This window comes from Paenibacillus sp. V4I9, assembly GCF_030817295.1.
In the GTDB taxonomy this organism is placed as follows: Bacteria; Bacillota; Bacilli; order Paenibacillales; family NBRC-103111; genus Paenibacillus_E.
In genome coordinates, this window is the sequence record NZ_JAUSZE010000001.1 from 478,831 (window position 1) to 502,869 (window position 24,039).

The following is a 24,039-nucleotide window of genomic DNA, read 5'->3' on the forward strand; positions in this document are numbered from 1 at the left end:
CCGAAATTTAATAAAATAAGCAAATGATAGAGGGGAAAACGGGTTTATGATTAAAAGATATGCGCAAAGATTTCACGAGCCATGTATGGCGGCTGCGGAAGGTGAACGTTTGCAAGTAATGATCCGTTAGAAGGATGCTTCAATCCAAAGGAGGGATAGAGAAATGAACGCCATATCTGCCGAAAAAGAAAAATTGCAGTCTCTGGTGAACCGGGCGGAGGCTCTGATAGAAGCAAGGGGATGTTACTTCACGGACGGGGCCAAGCTGGCGCTGGCCGATATGGTCCAGGCGGCCAAGAATACATTGGCGGGGGACAGTCGCCTGCCCTTTGTACGGAACCGCCAATTTGTTGTCCCAAGGGAGGAAGAAGGGGTTCTGTTCGCCACCAAGCGGTTTACAATGGTGCCTCCCTTCGACCGGGAGCAGACGGTCTATACCTATTACGGCTTGGAGCCGGCCTTGGAGTGGTTCGAGCAGCAGGATGTCATGGCCGGGGGCTTGGGGCGGCTGAAGGAGAGAGCCCTCTCGGCCGTCGGCAAGGCCAAGGATGTGCTGGAGCAGGCCAGGACCGGAACGGAGGTAGGGTGTTATGCTCCGAATGCTGCTGTCCGGTTGAAGCTGTCGTTGAAAGAGGCGGAGACGGCGTTGGAGCGTTTGGACGACGACGAGACTCTGGCGCTTGCCACTGTCGAATGCTTCAACCGCCTTCGGGAGTTCCGGCACTCCAGGGTGCTGCGTACCGATCTGGAACCATCAACTTCCCTTTATCTGACCGAAGCTGCACTGGAGCAGGTGAAGGCCACAGTTGCGGCGGATCCGCTGGTGAAGGAGCAATACGGGAAGATTGCCCGAATAGCGGAGCATTACTCCTTGGACTATCTGGAGCAGGCCGTTTCCCTGATCCCCGGCGGTCAAGCGGATTATAACGCGTTGAACGATCGTTTCTATCTTTGGAGCTCCACAGACAAGATCGTAAACTTCAAAGCGCCTGAGGGGGCGGTGAAGGCGGCAATCTCGTTCATTTTGCCTGCCGAAGAGAATGAAGAAGACGGGCTGGGACACGTATGGATCGATAATCTGGAGATCCTGTCGGCCAGCGGCGGCAGCCTTAAGATCCTGAACCCGGGCTTCGACGAAGGGGAGAAAACCCCTCTCTTCTGGGAGCCGCAGGCGCTCCGGGGGAATCCTGTCCTGAAGTGGGAGGACGTCTATCCGTATTGCGGCGGCGGAGACCGCCAAGCCCTGGAAACGGCCAACCCTTCCTCCCAGATCATGGTGAAGGATAAGGAAGGGGGCGCCAAGCACTCGCTGTATATCAGCAATCCGACAGGTACGGATGAGGGGGCCTGGACCTATACGAAGGAATTCCGCGTGGATAGCGGCGTCGGTTACACCTTGACCTTCGAGGCTAAGCTGGACGGCAAGCTGAAGAAAGGCCTGAAGACACTCATCACCTATAAGGATGAGTCGGGGAACACGGTGGGCCAAAATGAATATTGGTTCAACCGAAAATCCTCCATACCGGGCGGCCGCTTTCAGCTTGCCATGCAATGCGATGCCATACAATATGCATTTACTAAGGAAATCGATTACGCCCGAAAGGTGAAGCTGGCGATCCTCTATATTCTGAATGATTTCTGCCAGGGCGCGGAGCACTGGCTGGTAACGAACCTGCGCCCGGAAGGAAACGATTCGTATGGCGCTGTACAAGGCGGAAGACTGCTCAGCGCCATAGCCGTCAGCTATTCCTTCATCCGGGAGGCGGGCGTATTCTCTCCGGAGGAGAAGGCGCGGTTCTACGCCATGGTGGAATACATGCTCCGATATATGCTTGACCTGCGAGACAGGACGGAGTGGACGCCATATGAAGCGCAGAAGGGCTGCAGTAATTGGCAGACGGACATGTGCGCGGGCACCGGACTTATGATGATGGCGCTGCCCGACTTCCCCAACCGCCATACGTGGTTGAACAATGCGGACATGATTCTGAAGGCCCAGCTGGAGCTGAACGTGAATCCGGACTCATCATGGCCGGAGTCCATCAGGTACCACCATGCAGCGCTGGAGCGTTTCGCGGGTTATGCGAAGGCCGTGGACAATGTAATGGGTGAGAATTGGTTTGAGACGACGCCGCTTGCGAGAATGTTCGGTTACAGCATTGAGATGCAGACACCGGGCTATGCGTTCTTCGAGGGCCGGGTCGGAACCCCTCCCTTCGGCGACCATGCTTTGGGCGGCGGCGGGGAATTCGGCTACTTCGCCACTTATCTCACCGATATTGCCAAGATGGACCGGGACCTGGCCGACCGGATGTACTATACCTGGGCAGCCTCCGGGAAGCCCTTCAAGAGGCTGTGGGGAGAAAGCATCATTCTGGAGAATATTATGGGCCAAGGGGATTCCTACCTTCCGTTTAAGCCTCTTGCACTTCGTTCGACCGGAGATTATCCGGATGCGGGCATTTATATTTTCCGGAAAAACCCCGGGCAGAGAGACCAGAGCTACTTCGCCATCATGTCGAGTCCCAAGCCTGTCGCCCACGGCCATCTGGACCAAGGCTCCTTCATTCTGTATAAGAATTCCATCCCGCTGGTAATGGATTCCGGCATTGAAGGCTACTTCGACAGCAGCACCAGCTGGCATATCAGTTCATACTCTCACGCTTGCGTGCAATTTGCCACCCGACAGACCGGCATAGCGAAGGATACCGGCGGACCCATCAACTTGTCGGCGGGGACCTACAGTCTGGAGCGGGGCTGGGTGGACGTTCCGCGAAACAGCAAAGTGCTGGATATCAAGCTCGGCGATGACGTGGAGAGCATTACGATTGAGATCGGCAATCCCGAAGGCAACGGCCGTCACATCCGGCATGTGACTTATATTAAGGACCCGGATCTTTACATTATCCGTGACACCTTGGAGGATTTCGAGGGACAGGTACTCTTCAGTCTGCCGGTGGCATCTGTGAATAGCAGGGTTGAAGCCGGCCGGGTCCACTCGGAGGGAGCCTATTCCATGGATCTGGAAACGGTGTTCGTTACTTCGTTAAACTCCCTTCGGTTGGAGAAGGGGCGTTCCACACAGTTCTTCGACAGCGGGCATGATGGGATCTCCATGATGGAATATATCCGTGCCGTGGCCGACGCCAAGGAAGGGTTCCTGACCGTTCTGTATCCCAAGGAAAAAGGGAAGCAGGAGATGCGTGTGAGCCGAATCGACGGAGCCCTCTTGATCCTGGAAACAGAGGACGGGGTCATCCAAGCGGATGTGAATGTGGATGACGGCACGGTGAAGGTCATACAAATCTCGAGTAAGGGGCTATTAAAACGAACATAAAAATATGGAGGATTGCCGCTTGAGAAGCATTCACCTTCGACTGATGATCTTTTTTTGCAGCCTGCTTATTTTGACGTTAGTGACGATGGGAATCTATTCGTACCGTCTTTCCTCGTCCGTAGTAGAAGAAAAAACCAGCGCCGCTGTTTTGAAATCTCTGGAGCAGCAGGCGAAAAATCTGGATGTTCAGATGCGAACCGTAAAAAAATATATGGACCTGATTATCTATACTCCTGAATTTATGAAGGTAGTGGAAACCAACAGCTTTGATAAAACGTCGTACCAAACAGTTCCTGCCGAGCATGAAATGAAAGAGATGCTGGACGCTATTTTCTTTGAGGACGACATGGTCAAGGATTTTGCGGTATTCAAAGACGAAAGACTTGTGTATAAATACGGCAACGGCAGTTTTGACGATAAGAAATTTAAAGGAGATAGCATCTATAAAAATACGATTGCCGCCGATGGCGCGCTTTATTTCGGAGGAACGATCAAGTCGGATGATTCCTCCGAAACGGATGGGCTGTATCTGTGTTACGGCAGAAAGCTTACGGATTATAACTCCTATCAAAATACAGATGTGGGAAGCGTGTTTTTATTTATGGATATCAAAAGCTTTTCCGCCATAATCAATGATACGATTGGTTCCGGAAACGGGAAATCCTATATTACGGATAACGAAGGCAATGTTCTGGCAAGTCAGGATAAGCTGCAGATATTCAGCAATATAAAGGATCGGTCCGATTACCGAAGGGCTTATGAAAGCAACGCAAGCGGATATTACATTGATGAACAAGGAAGAGACACTTCCGTAATCACTTTTTATACGCTGCCGAAGTGGAATTTGAAAATTGTCCAGAGCATGCCCAGAAAAGACTTTATAGGAGAAACAAATAATATTATTGTTGCGACTTTGGCTCTTTCCGTGTTGATGTTCGCGATTCTGGTCGTTGCGGCTTTATTTCTGTCCAGAAGCGTTGCAAGACCGGTTAAGAAAATTAAAGCTGCTATGAAAAATTTGCAGGACGGGAATTTTGACGCCAGATTAGATGTCAGGTCCAGGGATGAATTCGGAAGTATTGCGGTGAGTTTTAATTACATGGCCGTTCAGCTTAAGGAGCTGTTGGACAAACTGATTAAGGAAGAGAGAAGAAGAAATGAAACCGAAATCAGCATGCTTCAATATCAGATCAATCCTCACTTTCTATACAATGTATTAGCTACAATAAGGCTTTCAGCAGTTTCTCATCATGATCAGGAAACGGCGGAAATGCTTCAAAAGCTTTCGAGATTGTTAAAACGCACGCTAGCAAATGCAGGACGTATGGTTTCCCTTGAAACGGAACTATGCAATATTAATGATTTTGTAGACATACAGAAAGTTTTATATAATGACAAAATCAATGTGGTTTATGACGTATGTGAGCAATCCTATAAGTGTTTAATCCCGAACATGCTGCTTCAACCACTGGTTGAGAACTCCATCCTGCATGGCTTCGGAGATCATGTGAAAGACCCCGAAATCCGTATCTCTTCCCGTATCAGGGATGGACAGCTTCAGTTGGTTATCGAAGACAATGGATTGGGAATGAGTGAAGAAACGATTCAAAAGTTGAAGAACAATCACCCTGAACATGGAATGTCTTACAATGGTATTGGTTTAACGAATGTGAATATGCGTATTAAGTTATATTTTGGAGAAGAGTGTGGTCTGAGGTTTGAGAGTTCGGCAGGAAGAGGAACCAAGGCGATCATAAACCTGAATTATACAACAGACGATCCCGAGAGCACATACATCCAAAGGGGGATGCTATGAAAAATATATTACTGGTAGATGACAATAAGAAAATCCTAGAGCTTTTAAGTACAATGATTCCATGGAAGGAAACCGGCTTTCAGCTTGCGGGATTAGCCGCCGATGGAAGAGAGGCCCTTGAAATTGCTAGAGCAACCAACATTGATATCCTCGTAACGGATATGAAGATGCCGGTGATGGACGGACTTGAGCTTATTCGCCATTTCCGGGAGCTTTATCCGCACGCAAAGATCCTTGTCCTTAGTTCATATAATGAATTCAACATGGTCAGAGAAGCCTTTAAATTGGGTTCCAGTGAATATATGTTAAAAACCGAGTTGGATACGGATAGTTTTAAAAAGCTTTTAATTCAAGTTTCAGAGGAACTTGATTCGGATAAGGAAGAAAGGGCATTTGGAAAGGATTCGACTGAGTTCAGCCGCAAGGAGCTTTTCGAAAACAGGCATTATATCAAGGGTATATTACTGAATCAGTTCGTGCGCGGATATATAAAAGATGAGGATCTCCTTAAAAAGGATTTGATCTCTTTAGATGTGAAATTTGTTAAGGGCTATTGCAGAGTCATGCAATTCAGTGTCGATAATTTCAATAGTCTGATGAAAAACGTATGGAACGGAGACGAACCATTTTTTTCCTTTGCGGTGCTTAATATCATCGATGAAGTTTTTTGCAACTATTATACGGCAGACAGCTTTTATACATCCTCGGGGGAATTCGTGGTTGTTTGTTATGCCAAAGGAATGGATGAAATCTCGGGGGTGGATCCATTCACCCAAGTCTTTGATCATTTGAAGGAAGCGTTGCTTGCTTATCTGAAGGTCAAAATTTCAGCGGGTATATGTATGATGCCTGGGGAAACTTCCTGCTTGAAAGAGCTATATCAAAGTGCCTGCAGTGCGTGCCGATCCAAATATATTTATGGACAGGGAAAACTGCTTTGCGATGTAAATACTTTTGAGAACACTCCAAAAAAGTCAATTCAAATTGCGGAACGGGTCGAATATCTTCGGAGCGCATTGAAGAGTCTGAATCCGGATATCTTGAGAAATGCACATGAAATTTTATGCGTTGAAGAAGGGGAAGTAAATGTTAGGGAGTATGGCGAGGTCGTCAGACTATTTGAAAAATATTCGATCGTTATCAATGAATTTGCGGAAGTAAACGGCATGATGGAGGTTTGCGGCAGTTATATTCATAAGTTTGATGAAAATAACTATGATACCTGGTCGGTAAAACAGCTGAACAGATGGTTGAAAGACTTGCTGATTACGATATCCAGGCAGTTCATTACGTATAATGATACGGTTTCCAGAGTCATTCTTTATGTAAGAGATAATTATTTCAAAGATATATCCCTTCAGTTCGTTGCCGATGAAGTAGGGATGAACAGGTCTCAACTGAGCAGGCTCATCAGAAAGGAACTTTGGACGACATTTCCCGAGTATTTGAACAGTATCAGGCTTGATAAAGCAAAGGAATTGATGGCGTGCAATAAATATAAACTGTACGAGATCGCAGAAAAGTGCGGATACAGCAACTTTGAACATTTTAGCCGAATCTTTAAAAAGATGACGGGGACTACGCCTAAGGAATGGGATAGAGGCTAGATGAGTGAATCGTGTTCGGTAAGAGGAGCAGGTTGCGGCTCCGCACCGATCACGTTTTTTTTGCTTCTTCGGGAATGATCCGCAGTCACAAAACATCAAGAAAAAAGGCACAAAATATCATTCAAATGGATAGCGGACGTTGCTACACTTATAACCATAAGGAGTGAAAAGAATGCAAACTGAAAAGACGGTAAAACAATTTGTTGCGTCAATCCCAAATCCTATTGTGAAAATAGGTAAACAAAAATACCTTTTTCTTTTGTTGCTGCCAGGCTTGGTGTATTTTTTGATTTTTAAATACTACCCGATGTATGGCATTATCATTGCTTTCAAAGAATATGACCCGTTGCTCGGAATTTTGCACAGCCCCTGGGCCGGACTCAAATACTTCAATAGGCTGTTCGAGTCGCCATATATATGGACATTGATCGAAAATACGTTGAAAATCAGCTTCTTAAAGATTCTTTTCGGTTTCCCGACGCCGATTCTGTTTGCCTTATTGTTAAATGAAATCGTACGCGCCAAGTTTAAAAGAGTATTGCAAACTATTTCCTATCTGCCTCATTTTCTTTCATGGGTCGTTGTCGCCGGGGTTTCGTTCCAGGTCTTCTCTCCGAGTTACGGCATCTATGGATATATATACAAATTGTTTGGTTGGAAAACCGGAGTTCCGCTTGCCGATTCCAGCGCATTCGTATCGATATTAATTGGAACCGATGTATGGAAAGAAATGGGGTACGGGAGCGTCATCTATTTGGCTGCACTGGCGACTGTCGGCAACGATATGTATGATGCGGCGAAAATAGACGGGGCAGGAAGGTTTAAGCAGTGCTTGTATATTACCTTGCCGAGCCTCTTGCCCGTTATTTCCATGATGTTCATTCTCCGCTTGGGAAACATTCTGGATGGCGGCTTCGATCAGATCTTTACGATGTACTCTCCGGCCGTATACGGGGTGTCCGATATCATCGATACATATGTATACCGCATCGGCTTGGAAAATTTCGAATACAGCTTTTCAACTGCTGTGGGCTTGTGTAAAGACGTAATCGGGGCCTTATTAGTCGTATCGGCGAACTGGCTGGTCGGCAAGTTTACAGAGCGCAGTATCTGGTAAGGGGGGCAAGGATGAGGATGAAGAAAGGTTTTTTGGAAAAAAGTTTCGACGTTGGCAACGCAGTATTTATGACGGCGCTGTGCCTAACCATCGTCATTCCATTCTGGCAACAAATTGTGATTTCTTTGAGTCCGCCGGGGGAAGCGAATATCATCAGTTTGCATTTGATTCCGAAGAATCCGACTATTGATGCTTATCAACGGATTTTTATCGGCGGGTCCATCTTGAAAGCGTATTATTGGACGATACTGAGAACAGTATTGGGGACTTTTCTGACCGTAATCGTTACGGCCATGATGTCTTATCCGCTTTCCAAGAAAGGATTGTACGGGCGTCCTTTGTGGATGGGGCTAGTCGTGTTTACCATGTTTTTCAGCGGAGGTCTGATTCCTACGTTCTTATTGGTAAGGGATCTCCATTTGACCAATACGATCTGGGCCTTGGTGCTTCCCGGTCTTTGCACGGCATGGAACATATTGATTATGAGAGGTTTTTTTATGGTGCTGCCGGATGAAGTAGAGGAAAGCGCGAAGATGGATGGGGCAAACGAGTTATCTATTTTCTTCAAAATCGTGATTCCACTCTCTACTCCGGTCTTGGCGACAGTGACGTTGTGGACCATGGTCGGTCATTGGAATGCCTGGTTCGATGCATTGATTTACAACACCAACGGAAACATCAAAGTGCTGCAGATCCAATTGAGAGATGTCTTGCAGGATGCTTATCAGATGTCCGGGGCTGATCAGATAGCTTTAGACCCGACGGCCGATCATACGGGCAGCCGCTATACTCCCGAGTCTATTAAGTCGGCCATCTTGATGCTTGTCGTGACTCCGATCATTTTAGTGTATCCGTTCTTGCAGAAGTATTTCGTTAAGGGCATTATGATTGGAGCTGTGAAAGGCTAGGAATGTGATTATAGTGACATTGTCGTTATAATATAAACTATTTCGCTGAAGGGGGAAACACCTTTGTTAAACAAGAACAGAAGGATTATAGCCACAGCAATTGCGGCGGTCTTGATGGCCGGATCGCTTGTTGCATGCGCGAAGCCTGACGGTAAGCCCGCAGATAAGACGGCGGCGGCAGATGCGCCAAAGGAGCAGCCGAAGAAAACCTATAATTTTAAAATGCTCGGAATGCGCATCACGCCGAATAAAGATTCGGAAGTCATGAAGAAGTTCAACAAGAAGCTGGGAGGCAATACGCTTGAGGTGACGAATGTTCCCGATGCCGACTACCTGGCAAAAATTCAATTGCTTTTGGCTGCCCAAGATTTGCCCGATATCTTTCTGACCTGGAGCAGTCAGACGGTTTTAGAGAAGGCTACGGCCAAATTTACAGAAGAAGAGTTTAAGCAGTATATGCCGGATGTGTATAACCTTGCGCTGAAAAATTTTGCCAACAACGGTTATTCCAAGGACAGCATGTTCTCAAGGATGAAGGTTAACGGCAAGTTTGCAGGATTTGGTGCAGGTTCGCAAGTCTCGCTGACCCCTTATGGAATGATTGTCAGAACGGATGTGTTGGAACAGCTCGGAAAGACGATGCCTAAGACCATAGCTGATTGGGATGACGTCTTTAAGGCATATAAACTGAAATATCCTGACAAATATCCGGTTGCAGCTAGAGGGAAGGACTGGATTCTGGGTTCCTTCAGATGGGTACTGGGAGCATACGGAACTTCGGTCGAGGGATGGCATATGAAGGACGGAAAGCTGATGTATGGTCCGTTCATGCCGGAAATGAGGAGTGCTCTGGCGCAATTGCAGAAATGGTATAAAGATGGCTACATCAATCCGGAATGGGTTACGATGGATTCTCCTGGCTATAGTAATGATTTCTACAATGGAAATTCCATCTTTATGCAAGTTCAGAGTCCCTTGGCGAATGTCTTGAAGCCGCCTTATATACCGGGCTCTGCTCCAGATTTGGCTGCTGCAAAAATACCGAATATTAAAATGGACTGGGGCCCGTACCCGGCATTAAAGCAAGGAGATAAGCCGATTTATATAGCCGGGGACTTGTTGAACGGCATGTACTTCGTGGCATTTGGAAGCCAACTAGAGAAAGATAGAGATAAGCTGCATGCAGCCATGGATGTTATCAATAGATCGATGAGCAAAGATATGTATACCTTAAGGAGTTATGGGGTCGAAGGCAAGACCTTTGATTATGTGGACGGCGTTCCGGTCGTTAAAAAGGAACTCAATAATGACGATGCAAAAGTGAGAGAAGGTTTTGGGTGGTTGGGGGCTATAGCCCAGGTCGGGGCAGACTGGGATTACACGAAGCAATTGACGTCCAAACCGGTTAAAGAGCAATTGGCGACTTTAATTGACGATCCGAATGGGCATTACGGGAAAAATAATTTGACTGTAACCGTAACGGCTCCTCCTGGACCGATTACTTCGCCTTCGGGTGAGGACCTGACAATTAAGGGGAAAGCGTTGTTTGATCAGTGGCTTTCTCTGTATACTCAGGTCATTATCGGCAAGAAAACGCTTGAAGATTACGATGCTTTCATCGATCAGTGGAAAAAGCAAGTCGGAAATGATCTTACAGAAGCCGTGAATCGTTTATATCTGAAAGATTGGAAGAAATAGGAGATCACCTTATAGGCAGAAGGAGCGGTCAAGCCAACTTCTTGACGCTTCTTCTGCCTATGAAATATTTGGAAAATAAAGGTTGGGGTGAGTAAGGATGATCGTAGAAGCATCATATGGCGGGAATAGCATCGGCTTGAGTTTGGATCAGGATGGAAAACTGTGGTATGACGTGAAACGTAAAGGGCAAACGGTGGTTATGCCTTCAAGGCTTGGACTGCACCTGGCCAACTTTCCTTCTTTATGCGACAAGTTTACAATAAGTAATATTACGAGACGAAAAGTGGAAGGATCGTGGAAACCTCTATACGGGGAGCGGGCCGAGATTGACGAAAGCTTCGAAGAGGCAGCCGTCTGCGTGGAAGATGACTTGGGAAGAATACTGGAAATCCGTTTGCGTGCTTATTCGGAGGGAACGGCTTTTCAATATGTGATACCGGAGCAGGAAAAAATAAAGGAGTTTACCATTACTCAGGAAGATACAGGTTTTACTTTCCCTTCAGGGAGTATGGCTTGGGAAGAGCATGGAGTCGAAGGGGAATATTGTGTAAAACCGGTAGGAGACATAAGCGGCTATTGCGAACGTCCGTTTGCCGTGCAACTGCCGGAAGGCGGATATGTGCTGATTCACGAAGCGGGGCTGACCGATTACGCCAGGATGTTGATTGTCAAAGACGAACATGCCGAAAACACGTTACAAGTGCATTTATCAGGACATATGTGCAGACTTTACAATGATGTTGATTATGTGGGATATGGATTTACATTAAACGAGGATGAAAGCGATAGCCTGGTTTCCCATGTAGTAGGAAAGGCTCCTTTTGCAACGCCGTGGCGCACTTTTATTCTTGCCGACCATGCGGCAGAATTGCTGTGCCGGAGCAACATGGCGCTGAATCTGAGCGAGGCCTGCAAGGAGGAGGATTTTCCATATGTAAAGCCTGGAAAAGCGTTGCGGGATGTGGGTCTGTCTACAACCAGCGCGTTTGCCTGCATTGATTTTTGCGCCGACCATGGTCTCCAGTATGTTCTTTTTGACGGTGGCTGGTACGGACCGTTGGATCCCCCGGAACATAGGGCGATCGTTCCAACAAGGGAAGATCCCAACCGGGATTTGGATCTGAGGAAAGTCATTTCCTATGGGAAGGAGAAAGGGATCGGGATCTTCCTCTATGTGGACAGAACGGCAGCAGAACCGAATTTGGATGCTTCACTTCCTGTATGGAAAGAGATGGGGATCGCAGGCATTAAATTAGGTTTTGTGAAAGTAGGGCCTCAAGAGTGGACACGATGGCTTGTAGAAGCGGTAAAAAAGTGCCATGAACATGGATTGATGGTCAATATTCACGATGCCTATCGCCCTACAGGCCTTTCGCGAACTTATCCCAATGTGCTTACACAGGAAGGGATTCGGGGAAATGAGCATTTTCCCACGGCTACACATAACACAACTTTACCTTTTGTGCGTTTTCAGGCAGGTGCCGGTGATTATACGCTTTGCTATTTTGATAAACGGTTAAAAGTAACACATGCACATATGCTGGCTATGGGCGTTATTGTGTATAGTCCTATGCAGATGATGTTCTGGTATGACAAACCTTCGGATTGGCATGGTGAGGAGGAAATTGAATTCTGGGAGAAAATACCGGTAACTTGGGATGAGTCAATTGGAATATCGGGTGAGATCGGAGAGTATGCAATTATTGCAAGACGCAAGGACAGCAAATGGTTTATAGGATGCATTAATAATGAGAAAGCCCGTACTGCTAAAATTCCTCTACATTTTCTGGATGCTGAGAATAAATATAGTGCACAGATTTATGAAGATGTATCGGAACTTGATACTCGCACAAAGGTGGGTATTAGATCTGTCGAGGTTACCAAAGATTCCATACTTGAGTTTCATTTGGAAAGCTCGGGAGGAACAGCAATTTATTTAAAACCTATGTAATGTACAAAGATAACCTAAAGCATTTTCTCTATTTGGAGGAATATTCAATAAAACCGGTATCTACAATGCTCCTGCTGGACCTGCACGTTATTGCTGGATCCCTTATGGGACCAATAACTTCTGCCAAAAAGCTGTTTGAAAGCTTCGGCTTCCGTGACAACAGAGTAGTACAATCATGGAAAGAGATGCCACTACAATCAAAGCAGCAGGGTGGGCGGAACTGTTTCCTGAGGTGGAGGCTGCCATCCGAGAGAAACAACATCGTCGCTTCGCCTTTTTATTGAACTACTCCGACAACCGGTCAAAGTCCGTATACTGAGGGATACCGAAGACATGCTGGAAAGCGAACGACTTACTGAGGGGGAACTGAACCTCGCTCCTTACGGTGTGAAGGTTTTGTCGTTAGACTAAAGGTTACGGAAACGGTCGTCAGGCCGCTTCTTTCAACGACAGCAACAGCACCAACCAGCAGTGGAAGATCGTAACATTAAACTAAGATAATTGATTGAGCTTAAGCCGCTCATTTCCGATTGGGGATGAGTGGCTTCTCTGCTGGACCATATGCTGTCATATAAAAAAGGCCCCCAATAAGGGAACCTAAAAAATATAATAAGCGCCATCCGAGCCGACTTTCGACGTGAAAATCCAATAATCATGATTGCGGATCGCGTGGGCATTGTCGCCATACATCAAAATGAACTCAGTTGGAGGTACCAACATGTCAAAGGAAACAAAGCTAATTACGTATCCGGGCCCCTCGGGGTTAGCGGAAAATCACGATTTCACGGTCAGGGCAAGACCGGCGGGCGGCGAATGGGAACAGCTCTTCGTCTATGATGTCAAAGTCGACATGCATCAGGTCCGGCATGCCTCCATGGCGATGTTCGATTGCTCGGGCACGACTGAGATTGAGGTTACGAAGAACGAGAGGACAGTAAACGACTGCGTGATTCGTCCGTTGTCGCGCGGTGTTTCTTACACGCTTAACGGCAACACGATCACCTTTACCATTGACGGCCCGCAAAAGCTGTCGGTGGAAGTGAACGGTGACAGGTTCCATAATTTGCATCTGTTTGCCAATCCGCTCGAGCAGGATGCGCCGTCCCCTGACGAGCCGGGCGTCGCTTTCATCAAGCCGGGCATCCACCGGACCGAGGACCTTCTTGCGCTGCTGACGGCTGCGGGAACAGACGGCTGCGAGACGCATACGCTCTATTTCGGGCCGGGCATGCATCATTTGGAGGAAGTGATTTTGCGCATCCCGTCGCGGAAAACGGTTTACATAGCCGGCGGAGCGGCGGTCGCGGGCTCTATGGTCTGCGACTCCGTCAGCGATGTCACTGTCCGCGGTAGAGGCGTTCTTTACTTGACTGAATTCGGGCGTTTTTCCGCTTTCCGCGGGGTGCGTATCATCTTCTCCAAGCGGATTCGCGTCGAGGGAATTGCACTTATCGATCCTCCGCATTACAGCATCTATATCGGCAAGTCCGAGCAGATCCGGATTGCGAACTTTAAAGCGTTCAGTACGAAAGGGTGGTCGGACGGGATCGATATGATGGCCAGCTCGGATATCGAGATCGAGGACGTATTTATGCGCAATTCCGACGATTGCATCGCGGTTTACGCCAGCCGTTGGGATTATCAGGGAGACACGCGGAATGTTGTCGTCCGCAATTCCGTCTTATGGGCTGACGTGGCTCATCCGATGAATATCGGCGGGCACGGCAATCACCATAAGGGGGACGTCATTGAGAACATCATGTTCGAAAATATCGATGTGCTCGAGCATCATGAGCCGCAGCCCGACTATCGGGGCTGTATGTCGATTAATGCCGGCGATAACAATACGGTTAGAAATGTGACCTACCGGAACATCCGGGTTGAACCGTTCGAGCTCGGACAGCTGTTCGATATCCGCGTGCTCTTCAACCCGAAGTACAATCCAGTGCCGGGCAAACGGATCGAACATATCCACTACGAGAATATTTCCTGCGCCGGGGACTGCTCCAATCCGTCGCGGATCGGCGGATACGATGCGGACAGGACAGTCGAGCATATCGTATTCAAGAATGTCACAATCAACGGGAAGCCGGTGACGGACGCCGAATCGGGCAACATCCGGGTGCTTCCGTTTGCTGGCAACATCCGTTTTGAATAATTCAAATATCATACCAAACGATAAGGTGACGAAGTGAACCGTGGACAAAACCATTCCGGGAGAGAAATTTGATCTGGGCTTGTGCTACTACCCCAAGCATTGGCCGGAGCAGATGTGGGCCGATGATTACAAGCGGATGCGGGAAATCGGCTTTACCATTGTGCGTATGGGGGAGTTTTACTGTTGAAATACACCTTTTATTAGTTGAAAGTTTTAGACAAGAACATATATCGTTAGATACCCGCGCTCAGCGCGGTTTTATTTTTTTAGGGGGGTCTGTCAAATCTTTTGTGTAAACTCTTTTAAAAGACTTCTCCCCGAGGGGGAAAAAATTTTCAACGTAGATGTTGGCCGATACGAGTCTTATGAGCTTTGTTTTTTTAATCTCGATGGAGTAGATTTTAGGAGATATGCAAACATGTTATTACTCTAACAGGACACATTAGTTGAATGAGACCTATAGATACATGTATGTAAAAAGTACTTCAAAACTTATTTGTAATTCAGGTTTTTCACTCGAAAACACCACTTCAAAACTTAATTGTCACCCAACAACCCCTTATTGGTTTACAAATAAGTTTTGAAGTGACAAATAAAGTTTTGAAGTAAACAAAAAAGTCTTGAAGTGAACAATAATGTTTGAAGTAGACAATAAAGTCTTTAAGTAAGTAGGCGTTCATTCTATTGGATGAACGCTTATTATTTTTGGCATAGACTTATTCCCAGTATCCCTTACATAAACTAAATTAGGCGTAGGATTAAGATGTAAAGGAGTGAAAAAGGAGTCATGGCATTGAAAATATGGGTTGCTCGAAACAACGATACACTTCGAATCATCGCGGATACAAAGCGTGTATCGATTGATGAACTCATAACACTTAATCCATCCATCGAAAGCCCTGATCAGAACATCGCTGGTAAACTGGTAAATCTTCCTTTCTTCACCGAATCGGACATGAGGCAAGTTGCTATTCCTCCGACTTGTCACATACCACCAGAATATATCGAAAATTGGATTCCTCTGACTTCCTTGGAAACCATGGCGGAAAACGAATACGATGTTCTGATAGTTGGTACAGGTGCCGGAGGAGGAACCATGCTCTGGAGACTGTGCGAACAGTGGCGGAACAACGGTAAACGGATTGGCATTATCGAAAGAGGAAACATTGTCATGCCAACGCATGGCCGGAACCTTCCAATGATGAATCGTACACGCCTTGAACAATATTACCGGTACTTATCAAAACCATTGCAAGGCTCCTATCCGGAGTTTATAGGGGCAAGAGAGGTCATTTGCCTTGGGGGAAGGACCGTGTTCTGGGACCTAGTCGCTTCACGCTTGGTTTTGTCTCTGCTTCCGGATTGGCCGATCCCGATTCCCGAAATGGATACCTATTATGACATTGCCGAGCGGGTCATGAATGTCAACGACGAATATGCCAGAGGGTCTACGTTAACGGAGATATTGCTGGATCGTCTGCAGAAAGGCGGTTTTTCCGAATCGAGATACATGCCGATAGCCGCCGATATTCATCCGACAAAGTTTGGGGAAGTTCATGCGGATGTTTTTTTTAGTTCTTTTTCTCTCATTGCCAAAGCTTCATTTTTCAGACCTTTCGATTTGGCTATAAACGCCCGAGCCGTTCAAGTACTGGTCGATCAGGGGAAAGCAGTAGGCGTTAAGGTCATGTCTCCGGATATGAGTTCTTATATTCTTAAAGCAAAAACGATCGTATTGTCGGCAAGTACGTATGAAACCCCGCGTTTGCTGCTTCAATCGGGCATCCAGGGGGAAGCGGTTGGCCGCTATATGACAAATCAAGTTTTTATGCTGGCTCCCGGAAAAGTAAGCCGCAGAGATTTCACGGACATTCCGGGGACTCTCGCCATTTTAATCACTGCAACGCCGGAAAAGCCCTACCAGATCCGTCTGGTAGGACCGAGCGGTTATGATTGGTATCCATCGTCTGAAGCAAAACCGTTTTTGGAGGAGCTGGACATTCTTATCCAATGTTTTGGGAAGATTGATCCTCGGTATGAAAATAGGGTCACTCTCAACCCAAATAGAAAAGATGAATACGGAGTACCGGAAATAGAAGTACACTTTTCATTTAGTGAAGCGGAACGAGTCGAAATTCAAAAGATGGTAGAGTCTGTAAAGCATATTTCTTCCGTGGCCGATATCACCTTGGGTGAAATCTGCCTTGTACCTACCGGAGATTTGCATCACACTTCGGGTACGTGCCGTATGGGTGATGATCCTTCGACCTCGGTCACGAATCGGTACGGTCAAGTTCACGGCATTTCCGGACTATATGTGGCCGACAACAGCGTTTTGCCATTCATTGGGTCCGGAAATCCAACGTTGACAACAGTTGCGCTTGCTATTCGTACGGCAGACCAAATCGTTACGAGAGCGTGAATAATTCCTGCTGTCGCCCCTTCAATGGGGCGAATTACCATTCATGAAGCCGGATTAAAAATAGTTGGAGCAGATACCATGGGAAGCCCAAGAATAATTGAATTACCAGAACACAATTTCTTCATCGGTACGTTATTTGTTCCACAATTAAAATCGACCTCGGAAACACCACACTGCATCGTTGATTCCTTCATTGGTTCAGTCATTAATCAGGTTCAGAATAACCCTAAGAAAGAGATCTGCTCACTAAACTAACGGATACGATAGTGCAAAGACCAGAAAACAAACCGCCGCGGCAGCGATGAAGAAATGATCAGCTTCTGGTGGATAACGGCAGACACTTTAAAAAACCTCTTATCGGGAATGTTACTGAGCTTTTCTTGGATCAACGTCAGGCGGCCGTGATTTTTTTATCAGTAAATGCCCGAAGCATAGCTGCTTAAAGCCATCGCTTCTTGAGCCAGACGCGGTAAACGACGTAGACGGACGCCAAAAAAAGGACATACACGCCGACGGACAAAACGAGTTTGCTGGTGCCAGCAAACAGATTGCTGCCGATGAACGCAAACAGGAGCATAGCAGGAATTTTGCCCAATGCGGACGCAACGGCGAATGTAACGACCGGAATGGAAGTAATGGCAGGAATGACATTAACGACAGACTGAGGGATAACCGGGATCAGTCGAGCCAATAAAATAGTCAGGAACGGATTTTTTTCAATCGCGGCTTGGAGCTTTTCCAGCTTCTCGTACTTGGACAAGTAAGCACGGCCCTGCTTTTGAAACAAGTAGCGTGCCAGCCAAAAAACAATGACTGACGCGACGGAAGCAGCAGTCCAACTGATCAAAGCGCCCAGCAATGGACCGTACATAAACCCGAGCATGCCGATAACTATTTTGTAGGGGATGACCGGTACAATAATAAAACCGAGCGCAGCCGCAAAAATAAGCAGAACGGGCGCATCCCCATACTGCATCCAATGCAAAATTTCATCCTTGAATACATAGACAATGAGTATGAGCACGAGATACATGCAGATGGTGTACCATTTCTTCATTTGGTAGGGTGTCTCCCTTGGTCTGAGTTCTTTCTTCTGGCCGTGTTGATCATACTTAGTGTAACACACAAACATTCTTCATTGGTGTACATTGTCCGCTTGACGAGCTCGAGCGAAGAGATAGACCTATATGCTTAGCCAAAGCACAGTTTGAAATTGTACATAAACATAGTAGATACGACTTGGAAGTCTGTACGAATAAAAACACAAGCGTCGAATGTGCAAATATTATTAAAGAATATATTATAAACAACCAACCCAGGGCTCTCAAAAATATCTCGGAATCGCATAAACGGAGGATAATGACAATGTGTGGGCCATTTCTGGTTAAAACCTCGATGGTGTCCGCAAATAATAAAGTTTTAGACTAGATAATAATGTTGTTGACTGAAATAATAAAGTAGTAGACAGATGGCATCGCTCAACTACCATGAAAGAACTGATTAACTTTCATGCAACTTTCATGCACTGTGGTGCAGTGCATGAGATGCATGGATGGCTAACGGGCAGGTTAGTTGAGAAAGGATCTGGGAAACATAAACATAATTACGGGAGAATTTAATATGGGGACGGGTTAATAAATGGGCATATTTTCGTTGATAAGACCTTTGAAAAAATATGTGCATTATGTTGATAGGGCATCTTTTTATGAATCACTCTTTCTTACGAAAAAAGCAATTGAAACAATGAAGGATGCAATAAATCAACCATTTTCTAAAAAAGAAAAGGCGAGTGGTTTGATTTATTTGGGAATTTTGTATTCGAAAATGAACGAATTTAATCAAGCGTCAAATTTTTACCAACAATCACTGGAATTAGTATCAGATGAGCAATTCAAATATAACAATAATTTTAAAAGAATCATTGAAACATTTCTTGAAAACGGGGAAAAACAAAGAGCATTATTTTGGTTAAATAACCTTCTGGAACGACAAAATTACGACAGGAGATTTGCGAAATTAGCTGTTCTAAAAAAGCATTTCAGTTAAGCTAACGGTAACGAGAGCGCAATATAGACATATGAAGGTAGCCGGCCTGAAGGGTAGTAATATAGGTTATAAAATACATAAAACTAATCGTTCATTTTGAGGTGCATATCTCATGAAGAAAAAAAAGATAATTAGGGATTTGATATATGTAAGCAACTGATAGAGGATTATGTTTATGGCTATGGAGATTTTTGTTGGGTAGATTTCTCTAACGAGGAGGAATTGGATGCATTAAGCAACATTCAAATTGCAGAATTATTATTTTTTAGTCATCTTGCTAGGCCATTACATAATGTGCCAAAGGAGAGATTTGCCTATTTTGCACATGATGATGGTTGGTTTAACAAGCTCTATGTTACAGACCTACATGATTATGAAATGCTTTTATCTAAAGTTATTATTTTGAAACTTCAAAAGTTAACAGGAAGGAAACTTGAGAATATCCCAAAGGAAATTTCATCAGTGCTTTTAGAATCCACCAGAGATGGATTATTCATTGATTTATCAAAAACTATAAAAAATTCAATTGAATTAAAGATACCGATAGCCGCTATTGGCCATTTCACGGATATGGACAAAGTTTACGATTTTAGGGAAGAAATAAGTGATTACAAGGTTTGGTTAGTATATTCAAAAAAGTTATGGAAGCTAATCAAGGAAGTCTAAATCCATCGTATAATGCAATCACTGCAGGGCAATGTTACTTCAGTTTCCCTATCATAAGTCGAGATTTTCGTTTAGTTAACGGAAAACGATAGTTGAACATGTGGTAAAACGAGGTTTCAGATAAACTGCAACCTCGTTTTACTTGAATCATATAGGTTTAAAGCGATTACTTATTTCTCTTAGCTTCTTTTCCATTTCTTGTGGGCTTAAAATTTCTCCGCTTGAATATTTACTAACTTTGACGAGTAATGAATATCCTGCATTCTTATCAATTGGACGTACGTTCTCAAGCTTGTATAACTTGTAGCGTCTTTTACTTGGGGGATAAGTAATATACGCAGAGTACTCTGAAATGGGGGTAAGCCCCATTTTCTTTAACTTTGATGTAGTGAACATATCTGCAGGTACTTTATCTGGAGTGAACTGTTTCATGCTACCTCCAAAAATTGTCGTTGGGTCTTACAATGTAATTTTCTTATCAAATCACTGAGGATTAAGCTAACGGATAACATTAGTGCAATAGCTTAGATTATCGAAGAACAACCTAAAGGGAATTTTGTGCGTGTCACGAATACACTAATAAATGGATATTAGTGATCAGGTCGATCATAAAAACTGTGGGAGGATACGATGAAAGCTAAATTCAAAGGCATTGTTTTTGATATGGATAATACATTATTGAAATCAATAATCGATTATGATTTTATCAAATATGAAATGGAGGAATTTATTTGAAACTTACGTCAATAGTTTTTATCTGTCTTATCTCAACACTGTTTTTTAATGGCTGTTCAAACAAAAAAGTAGTTAATCATAATTATATTTATGTTGGAGAAAGTAAGAATTGGTCAGCAGAATACCAGGTGACCGGAAAAGGGGTGTTTACAGAAGATACCAACCATAAAACAAGTTATGAGAACCAATCACAGAGTAAGTTCACTTTAACCTATAAAGGATCGTTAGCTGAATTGGCTTCAATAAAACACTTTGAATATGGATTTCAGTCAAGTTCCCGTGGTACAAAGCAGTCACAAGATTCTCCTCCTAAAGAGAAGGTTCTAATCCTTAAAAATGCTCCGGGAAACGGTGCGATTGAAATAAAAGACGAAATAATTAAAGCTACTGTTGTTGTGGATGATATTACCGAAACCATTGAATTAAAAAGCAAATAAAAGCAATAAAAGATAATCTGCAAGAATACGTTCTTTGGGATATGCGGTGGGAGTGTTCGCTATCCAAGTATTGGATCAATATGACCTTTATATAGCCGTGAGTCCAAATGACGAGCAATTCAAACGATCCGCCGAATATGTTAGTGGGTGATGCTTTTGTCGAACCAATAAGTTGTTGTGAAAGATTGAGAACTGGGATTTGTTAGGCTAACGAGGAACGATAGCTTCATAACAAGATCTAGCAGGCTGCCGGTGATAAATTTCGGTGGCCTATTCCGCTAACGGGCAGTATAGTGGAAATATACAACAGTCAGGCTTTTGCAGTGGACTCTGAAAACGGGGGCTTTTTTTGAAATATTCAATTATGATATGCAACTACTACTAATGCTATATCCCCTCTGAGAACTACATATTCAACTCAACCGGCGTAGCTAGGTTTATGAAATTCTTTTCCCTGGTAGGAGTGGAGGAGCGTAAAATGACAAGAACAAGTATCCTTGGATCGAATCGTTCAAGTAAGCACCCTAACCAGTGCTTTTTTTATTGCCCAATTTCATTGATCTAAAACATAATGGTTCCAAATAATGGTATTATTAATTTATAAGTTCACTATATGGCATGAGGTGTTCAAATAAATATGGATGAAACTATTTATGACGAAACCGCAATAACGAATGACATCAAATTCAACATTCTATCTGAAAGAGAAGAACTATAATAAAAAGTTTGGAAAGATAATATTGCATAACTAAAACTAATTTAAAGATGGTGGCGATTTCCCGTGCATTCATACTCACTTTCTAAAAGCAGCAATACTTCGAAGCAATCAGATCATACTTCAAATATTAATAATACTGCAGATACGAAAAGTGTTCCTGTTGAGCCTTCCGTTCAATTTTCTCAATCCCACATTTTACATTTGCAAAGAACCATAGGAAATAGAGCGGTTGCTCAATTCATGCGTTCTCAAATGCAACCACTAAGACCTCCAAAATACGCGAACAATTCAAAAGTGGATGTCCCCACTAAATCACCGATCCAAAGAAAAGAGAATCGTACGGGGATGCCCAGCCATCTTAAATCAGGGCTAGAGCATTTATCAGGCACTGATTTATCGGATGTAAAGGTTCATTACAATTCAGACAAGCCTGCGAAACTACAGGCTGCAGCTTATGCAGAGGGAAATCAGATTCATATCGGGCCTAGTCAAGAAGAACATTTACCGCATGAAGGTTGGCATGTAGTACAGCAAAAACAAGGTAGAGTGCAGCCTACAATGAGTGCGGCTAACATAAATGATGATCCATCTTTGGAGCAGGAAGCGGATGTAATGGGTAGCAAGGCATCCATGTATATAGGACCTTCGCCTGAAATGCCCGAAGAATCCAAGAACGTAGAAGCCTCAATGACAGTGGCTCAAGGTAAGTTCATGCCCGTCGTACAGCGAATCGCATACCACACTATTGATTATGATCAAGAAACCGTTCAAGCTTTTAAAGGCGCGGAGGAAATGACATGGGAAGTTTTCCAAGCAGACTATGTTGAGCTGTACAATAAATTAAACGGTGGCAGTATTGTTAAATTAACAGACAATGGAAAGACAGCCATCGTGTACGATGAATCCGGTACGATTACAGAATCATTTAAACAACAAGGTGACGATTGGATAGAGGTTGATGATGATTACGCATACTCCCCTGATGAAGTGGATTATGCACTTGATGGGACGGTGCCTGAGGATCCAACAAATTTAGAGATAGCACAAAAATTACGTGATGGAACGGAAGATGAAGATGCCGTAAACGCGGAATTGCCTAAGATCTATAAATCAGTGGCTGATATTCCTGATATAGATAGAGCAGTTAATAATATGCCGGAAGACGCAACAGCTTATGAGTGGGTCACGCTTCTTACAAGACTCACAAGTAATCCAAGCCGAAAAATTATCGCAGACGTTTTAAAAGCTGGGAATGGTTCTTTTAGTGCTAGCGCATTGATGCGAACGTTAACAGCTAACTCCCAAGATGCGGCAGATCGTGTAGCTATCGCCGCATCTTGGGGGAACAACGATATTTATTTAAATTATGCCAATAATATGCAAATTAAAAATAACAGTCCAGCTTCTCATCTTCTAGGAACTCGTCTGGCTGCTACTGTAGATGCGGAAGACGATATTGAATGGGAAGTATTTCAACCTGATGTACACTATGCCGGTGGAAAATATCAAGGAGCACAGCCAAGAACAGCCTTCTTGAAGGCCGATATTGAAGGAGTCGAAATTGAAATTCATGCACACTGGTTTCGAAAATCAGAGCATGGTCAAACAGCCGGTAAAATAACCTCCATGCATATCCAAGAAGGAGGCAAAAATGGACTAGAGATCAATCAGTGGTCGCATTTGAGTAATTTAAAAAATGAAATTATTAAACAATTTAATGCCGGCGCTAACCCGCCTTCAGGTGCAGACGATACGGGTACTCTGATAATAACATAAGATAATAATACATGTCGGGGGACAAGAACTTGATCTCATTCCCGAAAGAGCCATCAAGAGCATTACTGTTCAGCTAACGGGCAGGATACTTCCAATATGTGTTAATATAAAACTGCAATGATTAGAAGGTTGAAACAGGGGGAATTATATGAAATTTTACATAGCGTCTAGTCTCAAAAATATAGAAAATGTACGGCAAGTCTCGGAGAGTTTGAGTGCCCGTGGTTTTCAACATACTTACGACTGGACAACTCATTCAAACATAGACTCCATAACAAAACTACGTAACATAGGTCAAGAAGAAGTAGCAGGGGTTTTGAATGCAGATGTTGTAATTGTCATGTTTCCAGCTGGAAAAGGGAGTCATGTTGAGTTAGGAATTGCTCTGGGGGCTGGAAAGAAAATTTATTTATACTCCTCAACAAATGAACTGAATGATATCGGAAACACATGTACGTTTTATCATGTTGATTCAGTTGAACAGCGGATTGGCTCGTTAGGGGATTTGATAAACTCTGTCTGCCTTGAATACCAGCATCATTAAACTAAAGGGCAGATTAGCGGAACTTACGACCGATTAAATATAATGATAAACAAGTTTATTTATGTGACTTAAATTGCATTTAGTATCTTTCATTTGTCGAGTT

17 protein-coding genes and 1 pseudogene are annotated in these 24,039 nt (G+C 44.5%); 16 read left to right on the forward strand and 2 right to left on the reverse strand.

All coding sequences use genetic code 11. The features are described 5' to 3' along the window. Positions 1–163: 163 nt before the first annotated feature. From QFZ81_RS02265 to QFZ81_RS02310, 10 genes are all read left to right on the forward strand, one after another. Positions 164–3,337, forward strand: coding sequence for a heparinase II/III domain-containing protein (locus QFZ81_RS02265; protein ID WP_307449020.1), 3,174 nt, complete (start codon positions 164–166; stop codon positions 3,335–3,337). Positions 3,338–3,356: 19 nt separating this feature from the next. Then, positions 3,357–5,153 (forward strand): sensor histidine kinase, encoded by a 1,797-nt coding sequence (locus tag QFZ81_RS02270; RefSeq protein WP_307449017.1) that lies wholly within the window; start codon positions 3,357–3,359, stop codon positions 5,151–5,153. Continuing rightward, on the forward strand, positions 5,150–6,760 hold the full coding sequence (locus QFZ81_RS02275; protein WP_307449013.1) for a response regulator transcription factor: 1,611 nt from the start codon (positions 5,150–5,152) through the stop codon (positions 6,758–6,760). The genes QFZ81_RS02270 and QFZ81_RS02275 overlap by 4 nt, the downstream gene beginning before the upstream one ends. A gap of 172 nt (positions 6,761–6,932) precedes the next feature. Next, complete coding sequence (locus tag QFZ81_RS02280; protein ID WP_307601301.1) at positions 6,933–7,877, forward strand: ABC transporter permease; 945 nt, start codon at positions 6,933–6,935, stop codon at positions 7,875–7,877. A gap of 11 nt (positions 7,878–7,888) precedes the next feature. Beyond that, a complete protein-coding gene (locus QFZ81_RS02285) occupies positions 7,889–8,785 on the forward strand; it encodes a carbohydrate ABC transporter permease (RefSeq protein WP_307601303.1) in 897 nt (298 codons plus the stop codon). A gap of 63 nt (positions 8,786–8,848) precedes the next feature. Continuing rightward, positions 8,849–10,483, forward strand: coding sequence for an extracellular solute-binding protein (locus QFZ81_RS02290; protein WP_307601305.1), 1,635 nt, complete (start codon positions 8,849–8,851; stop codon positions 10,481–10,483). Between the two features lie 97 nt (positions 10,484–10,580). Beyond that, complete coding sequence (locus QFZ81_RS02295) at positions 10,581–12,434, forward strand: glycoside hydrolase family 97 protein (protein ID WP_307448999.1); 1,854 nt, start codon at positions 10,581–10,583, stop codon at positions 12,432–12,434. 718 nt (positions 12,435–13,152) lie between these two features. Continuing rightward, the gene (locus QFZ81_RS02300) at positions 13,153–14,592 is read left to right on the forward strand and encodes a glycosyl hydrolase family 28 protein (RefSeq protein WP_307448997.1); all 1,440 of its coding nucleotides are present in this window, start codon (positions 13,153–13,155) and stop codon (positions 14,590–14,592) included. Between the two features lie 40 nt (positions 14,593–14,632). Continuing rightward, on the forward strand, positions 14,633–14,779 hold the full coding sequence (locus tag QFZ81_RS02305) for a beta-galactosidase (protein WP_307448994.1): 147 nt from the start codon (positions 14,633–14,635) through the stop codon (positions 14,777–14,779). Positions 14,780–15,379: 600 nt separating this feature from the next. Continuing rightward, positions 15,380–17,014: a GMC oxidoreductase gene (locus QFZ81_RS02310; protein ID WP_307448991.1), complete on the forward strand. Its 1,635-nt coding sequence runs from the start codon at positions 15,380–15,382 to the stop codon at positions 17,012–17,014. A gap of 439 nt (positions 17,015–17,453) precedes the next feature. Here the strand turns inward: QFZ81_RS02310 and QFZ81_RS02315 are convergent, their stop codons facing one another. Further along, positions 17,454–18,071 carry a TVP38/TMEM64 family protein gene (locus QFZ81_RS02315; RefSeq protein ID WP_307448988.1) on the reverse strand — a complete coding sequence of 206 codons (618 nt, stop codon included), beginning with the start codon at positions 18,069–18,071 and terminating at the stop codon, positions 17,454–17,456. Between the two features lie 74 nt (positions 18,072–18,145). On the opposite strand from QFZ81_RS02315, the pseudogene QFZ81_RS37205 reads away from it, so the two are divergent. The 3 genes and pseudogenes from QFZ81_RS37205 to QFZ81_RS02325 form a co-directional block, all read left to right on the forward strand. After that, positions 18,146–18,442, forward strand: a pseudogene (locus QFZ81_RS37205) (phosphotransferase-like protein); the annotation flags it as partial. A 210-nt stretch (positions 18,443–18,652) separates the two neighbouring features. Further along, on the forward strand, positions 18,653–19,060 hold the full coding sequence (locus QFZ81_RS02320; protein WP_307448985.1) for a protein-tyrosine phosphatase family protein: 408 nt from the start codon (positions 18,653–18,655) through the stop codon (positions 19,058–19,060). A gap of 222 nt (positions 19,061–19,282) precedes the next feature. After that, positions 19,283–19,726, forward strand: a complete 444-nt coding sequence (locus QFZ81_RS02325; RefSeq protein WP_307448983.1) for a hypothetical protein — start codon at positions 19,283–19,285, stop codon at positions 19,724–19,726. Positions 19,727–19,873: 147 nt separating this feature from the next. Here the strand turns inward: QFZ81_RS02325 and QFZ81_RS02330 are convergent, their stop codons facing one another. Beyond that, a complete protein-coding gene (locus QFZ81_RS02330) occupies positions 19,874–20,158 on the reverse strand; it encodes a hypothetical protein (RefSeq protein WP_307448981.1) in 285 nt (94 codons plus the stop codon). 299 nt (positions 20,159–20,457) lie between these two features. On the opposite strand from QFZ81_RS02330, the gene QFZ81_RS02335 reads away from it, so the two are divergent. From QFZ81_RS02335 to QFZ81_RS02345, 3 genes are all read left to right on the forward strand, one after another. Beyond that, a complete protein-coding gene (locus QFZ81_RS02335; RefSeq protein ID WP_307448979.1) occupies positions 20,458–20,898 on the forward strand; it encodes a hypothetical protein in 441 nt (146 codons plus the stop codon). Between the two features lie 1,063 nt (positions 20,899–21,961). Next, positions 21,962–23,392, forward strand: coding sequence for an eCIS core domain-containing protein (locus QFZ81_RS02340; protein ID WP_307601307.1), 1,431 nt, complete (start codon positions 21,962–21,964; stop codon positions 23,390–23,392). 148 nt (positions 23,393–23,540) lie between these two features. After that, positions 23,541–23,936: a nucleoside 2-deoxyribosyltransferase gene (locus tag QFZ81_RS02345; RefSeq protein ID WP_307448659.1), complete on the forward strand. Its 396-nt coding sequence runs from the start codon at positions 23,541–23,543 to the stop codon at positions 23,934–23,936. The last annotated feature ends 103 nt before the right edge of the window (positions 23,937–24,039 follow it).

Excerpts from the sequence above, each read along its gene's own strand:
- QFZ81_RS02265 (WP_307449020.1), top strand. The coding sequence starts at position 164 with ATGAACGCCATATCTGCCGAAAAAGAAAAATTGCAGTCTCTGGTGAAC.
- QFZ81_RS02275 (WP_307449013.1), top strand. The coding sequence starts at position 5,150 with ATGAAAAATATATTACTGGTAGATGACAATAAGAAAATCCTAGAGCTT.
- QFZ81_RS02280 (WP_307601301.1), top strand. The coding sequence starts at position 6,933 with ATGCAAACTGAAAAGACGGTAAAACAATTTGTTGCGTCAATCCCAAAT.
- QFZ81_RS02285 (WP_307601303.1), top strand. The coding sequence starts at position 7,889 with ATGAGGATGAAGAAAGGTTTTTTGGAAAAAAGTTTCGACGTTGGCAAC.
- QFZ81_RS02295 (WP_307448999.1), top strand. The coding sequence starts at position 10,581 with ATGATCGTAGAAGCATCATATGGCGGGAATAGCATCGGCTTGAGTTTG.
- QFZ81_RS02300 (WP_307448997.1), top strand. The coding sequence starts at position 13,153 with ATGTCAAAGGAAACAAAGCTAATTACGTATCCGGGCCCCTCGGGGTTA.
- QFZ81_RS02310 (WP_307448991.1), top strand. The coding sequence starts at position 15,380 with ATGGCATTGAAAATATGGGTTGCTCGAAACAACGATACACTTCGAATC.
- QFZ81_RS02315 (WP_307448988.1), bottom strand. The coding sequence starts at position 18,071 with ATGAAGAAATGGTACACCATCTGCATGTATCTCGTGCTCATACTCATT.
- QFZ81_RS02320 (WP_307448985.1), top strand. The coding sequence starts at position 18,653 with ATGGGCATATTTTCGTTGATAAGACCTTTGAAAAAATATGTGCATTAT.
- QFZ81_RS02330 (WP_307448981.1), bottom strand. The coding sequence starts at position 20,158 with ATGAAACAGTTCACTCCAGATAAAGTACCTGCAGATATGTTCACTACA.
- QFZ81_RS02340 (WP_307601307.1), top strand. The coding sequence starts at position 21,962 with ATGCCCAGCCATCTTAAATCAGGGCTAGAGCATTTATCAGGCACTGAT.
- QFZ81_RS02345 (WP_307448659.1), top strand. The coding sequence starts at position 23,541 with ATGAAATTTTACATAGCGTCTAGTCTCAAAAATATAGAAAATGTACGG.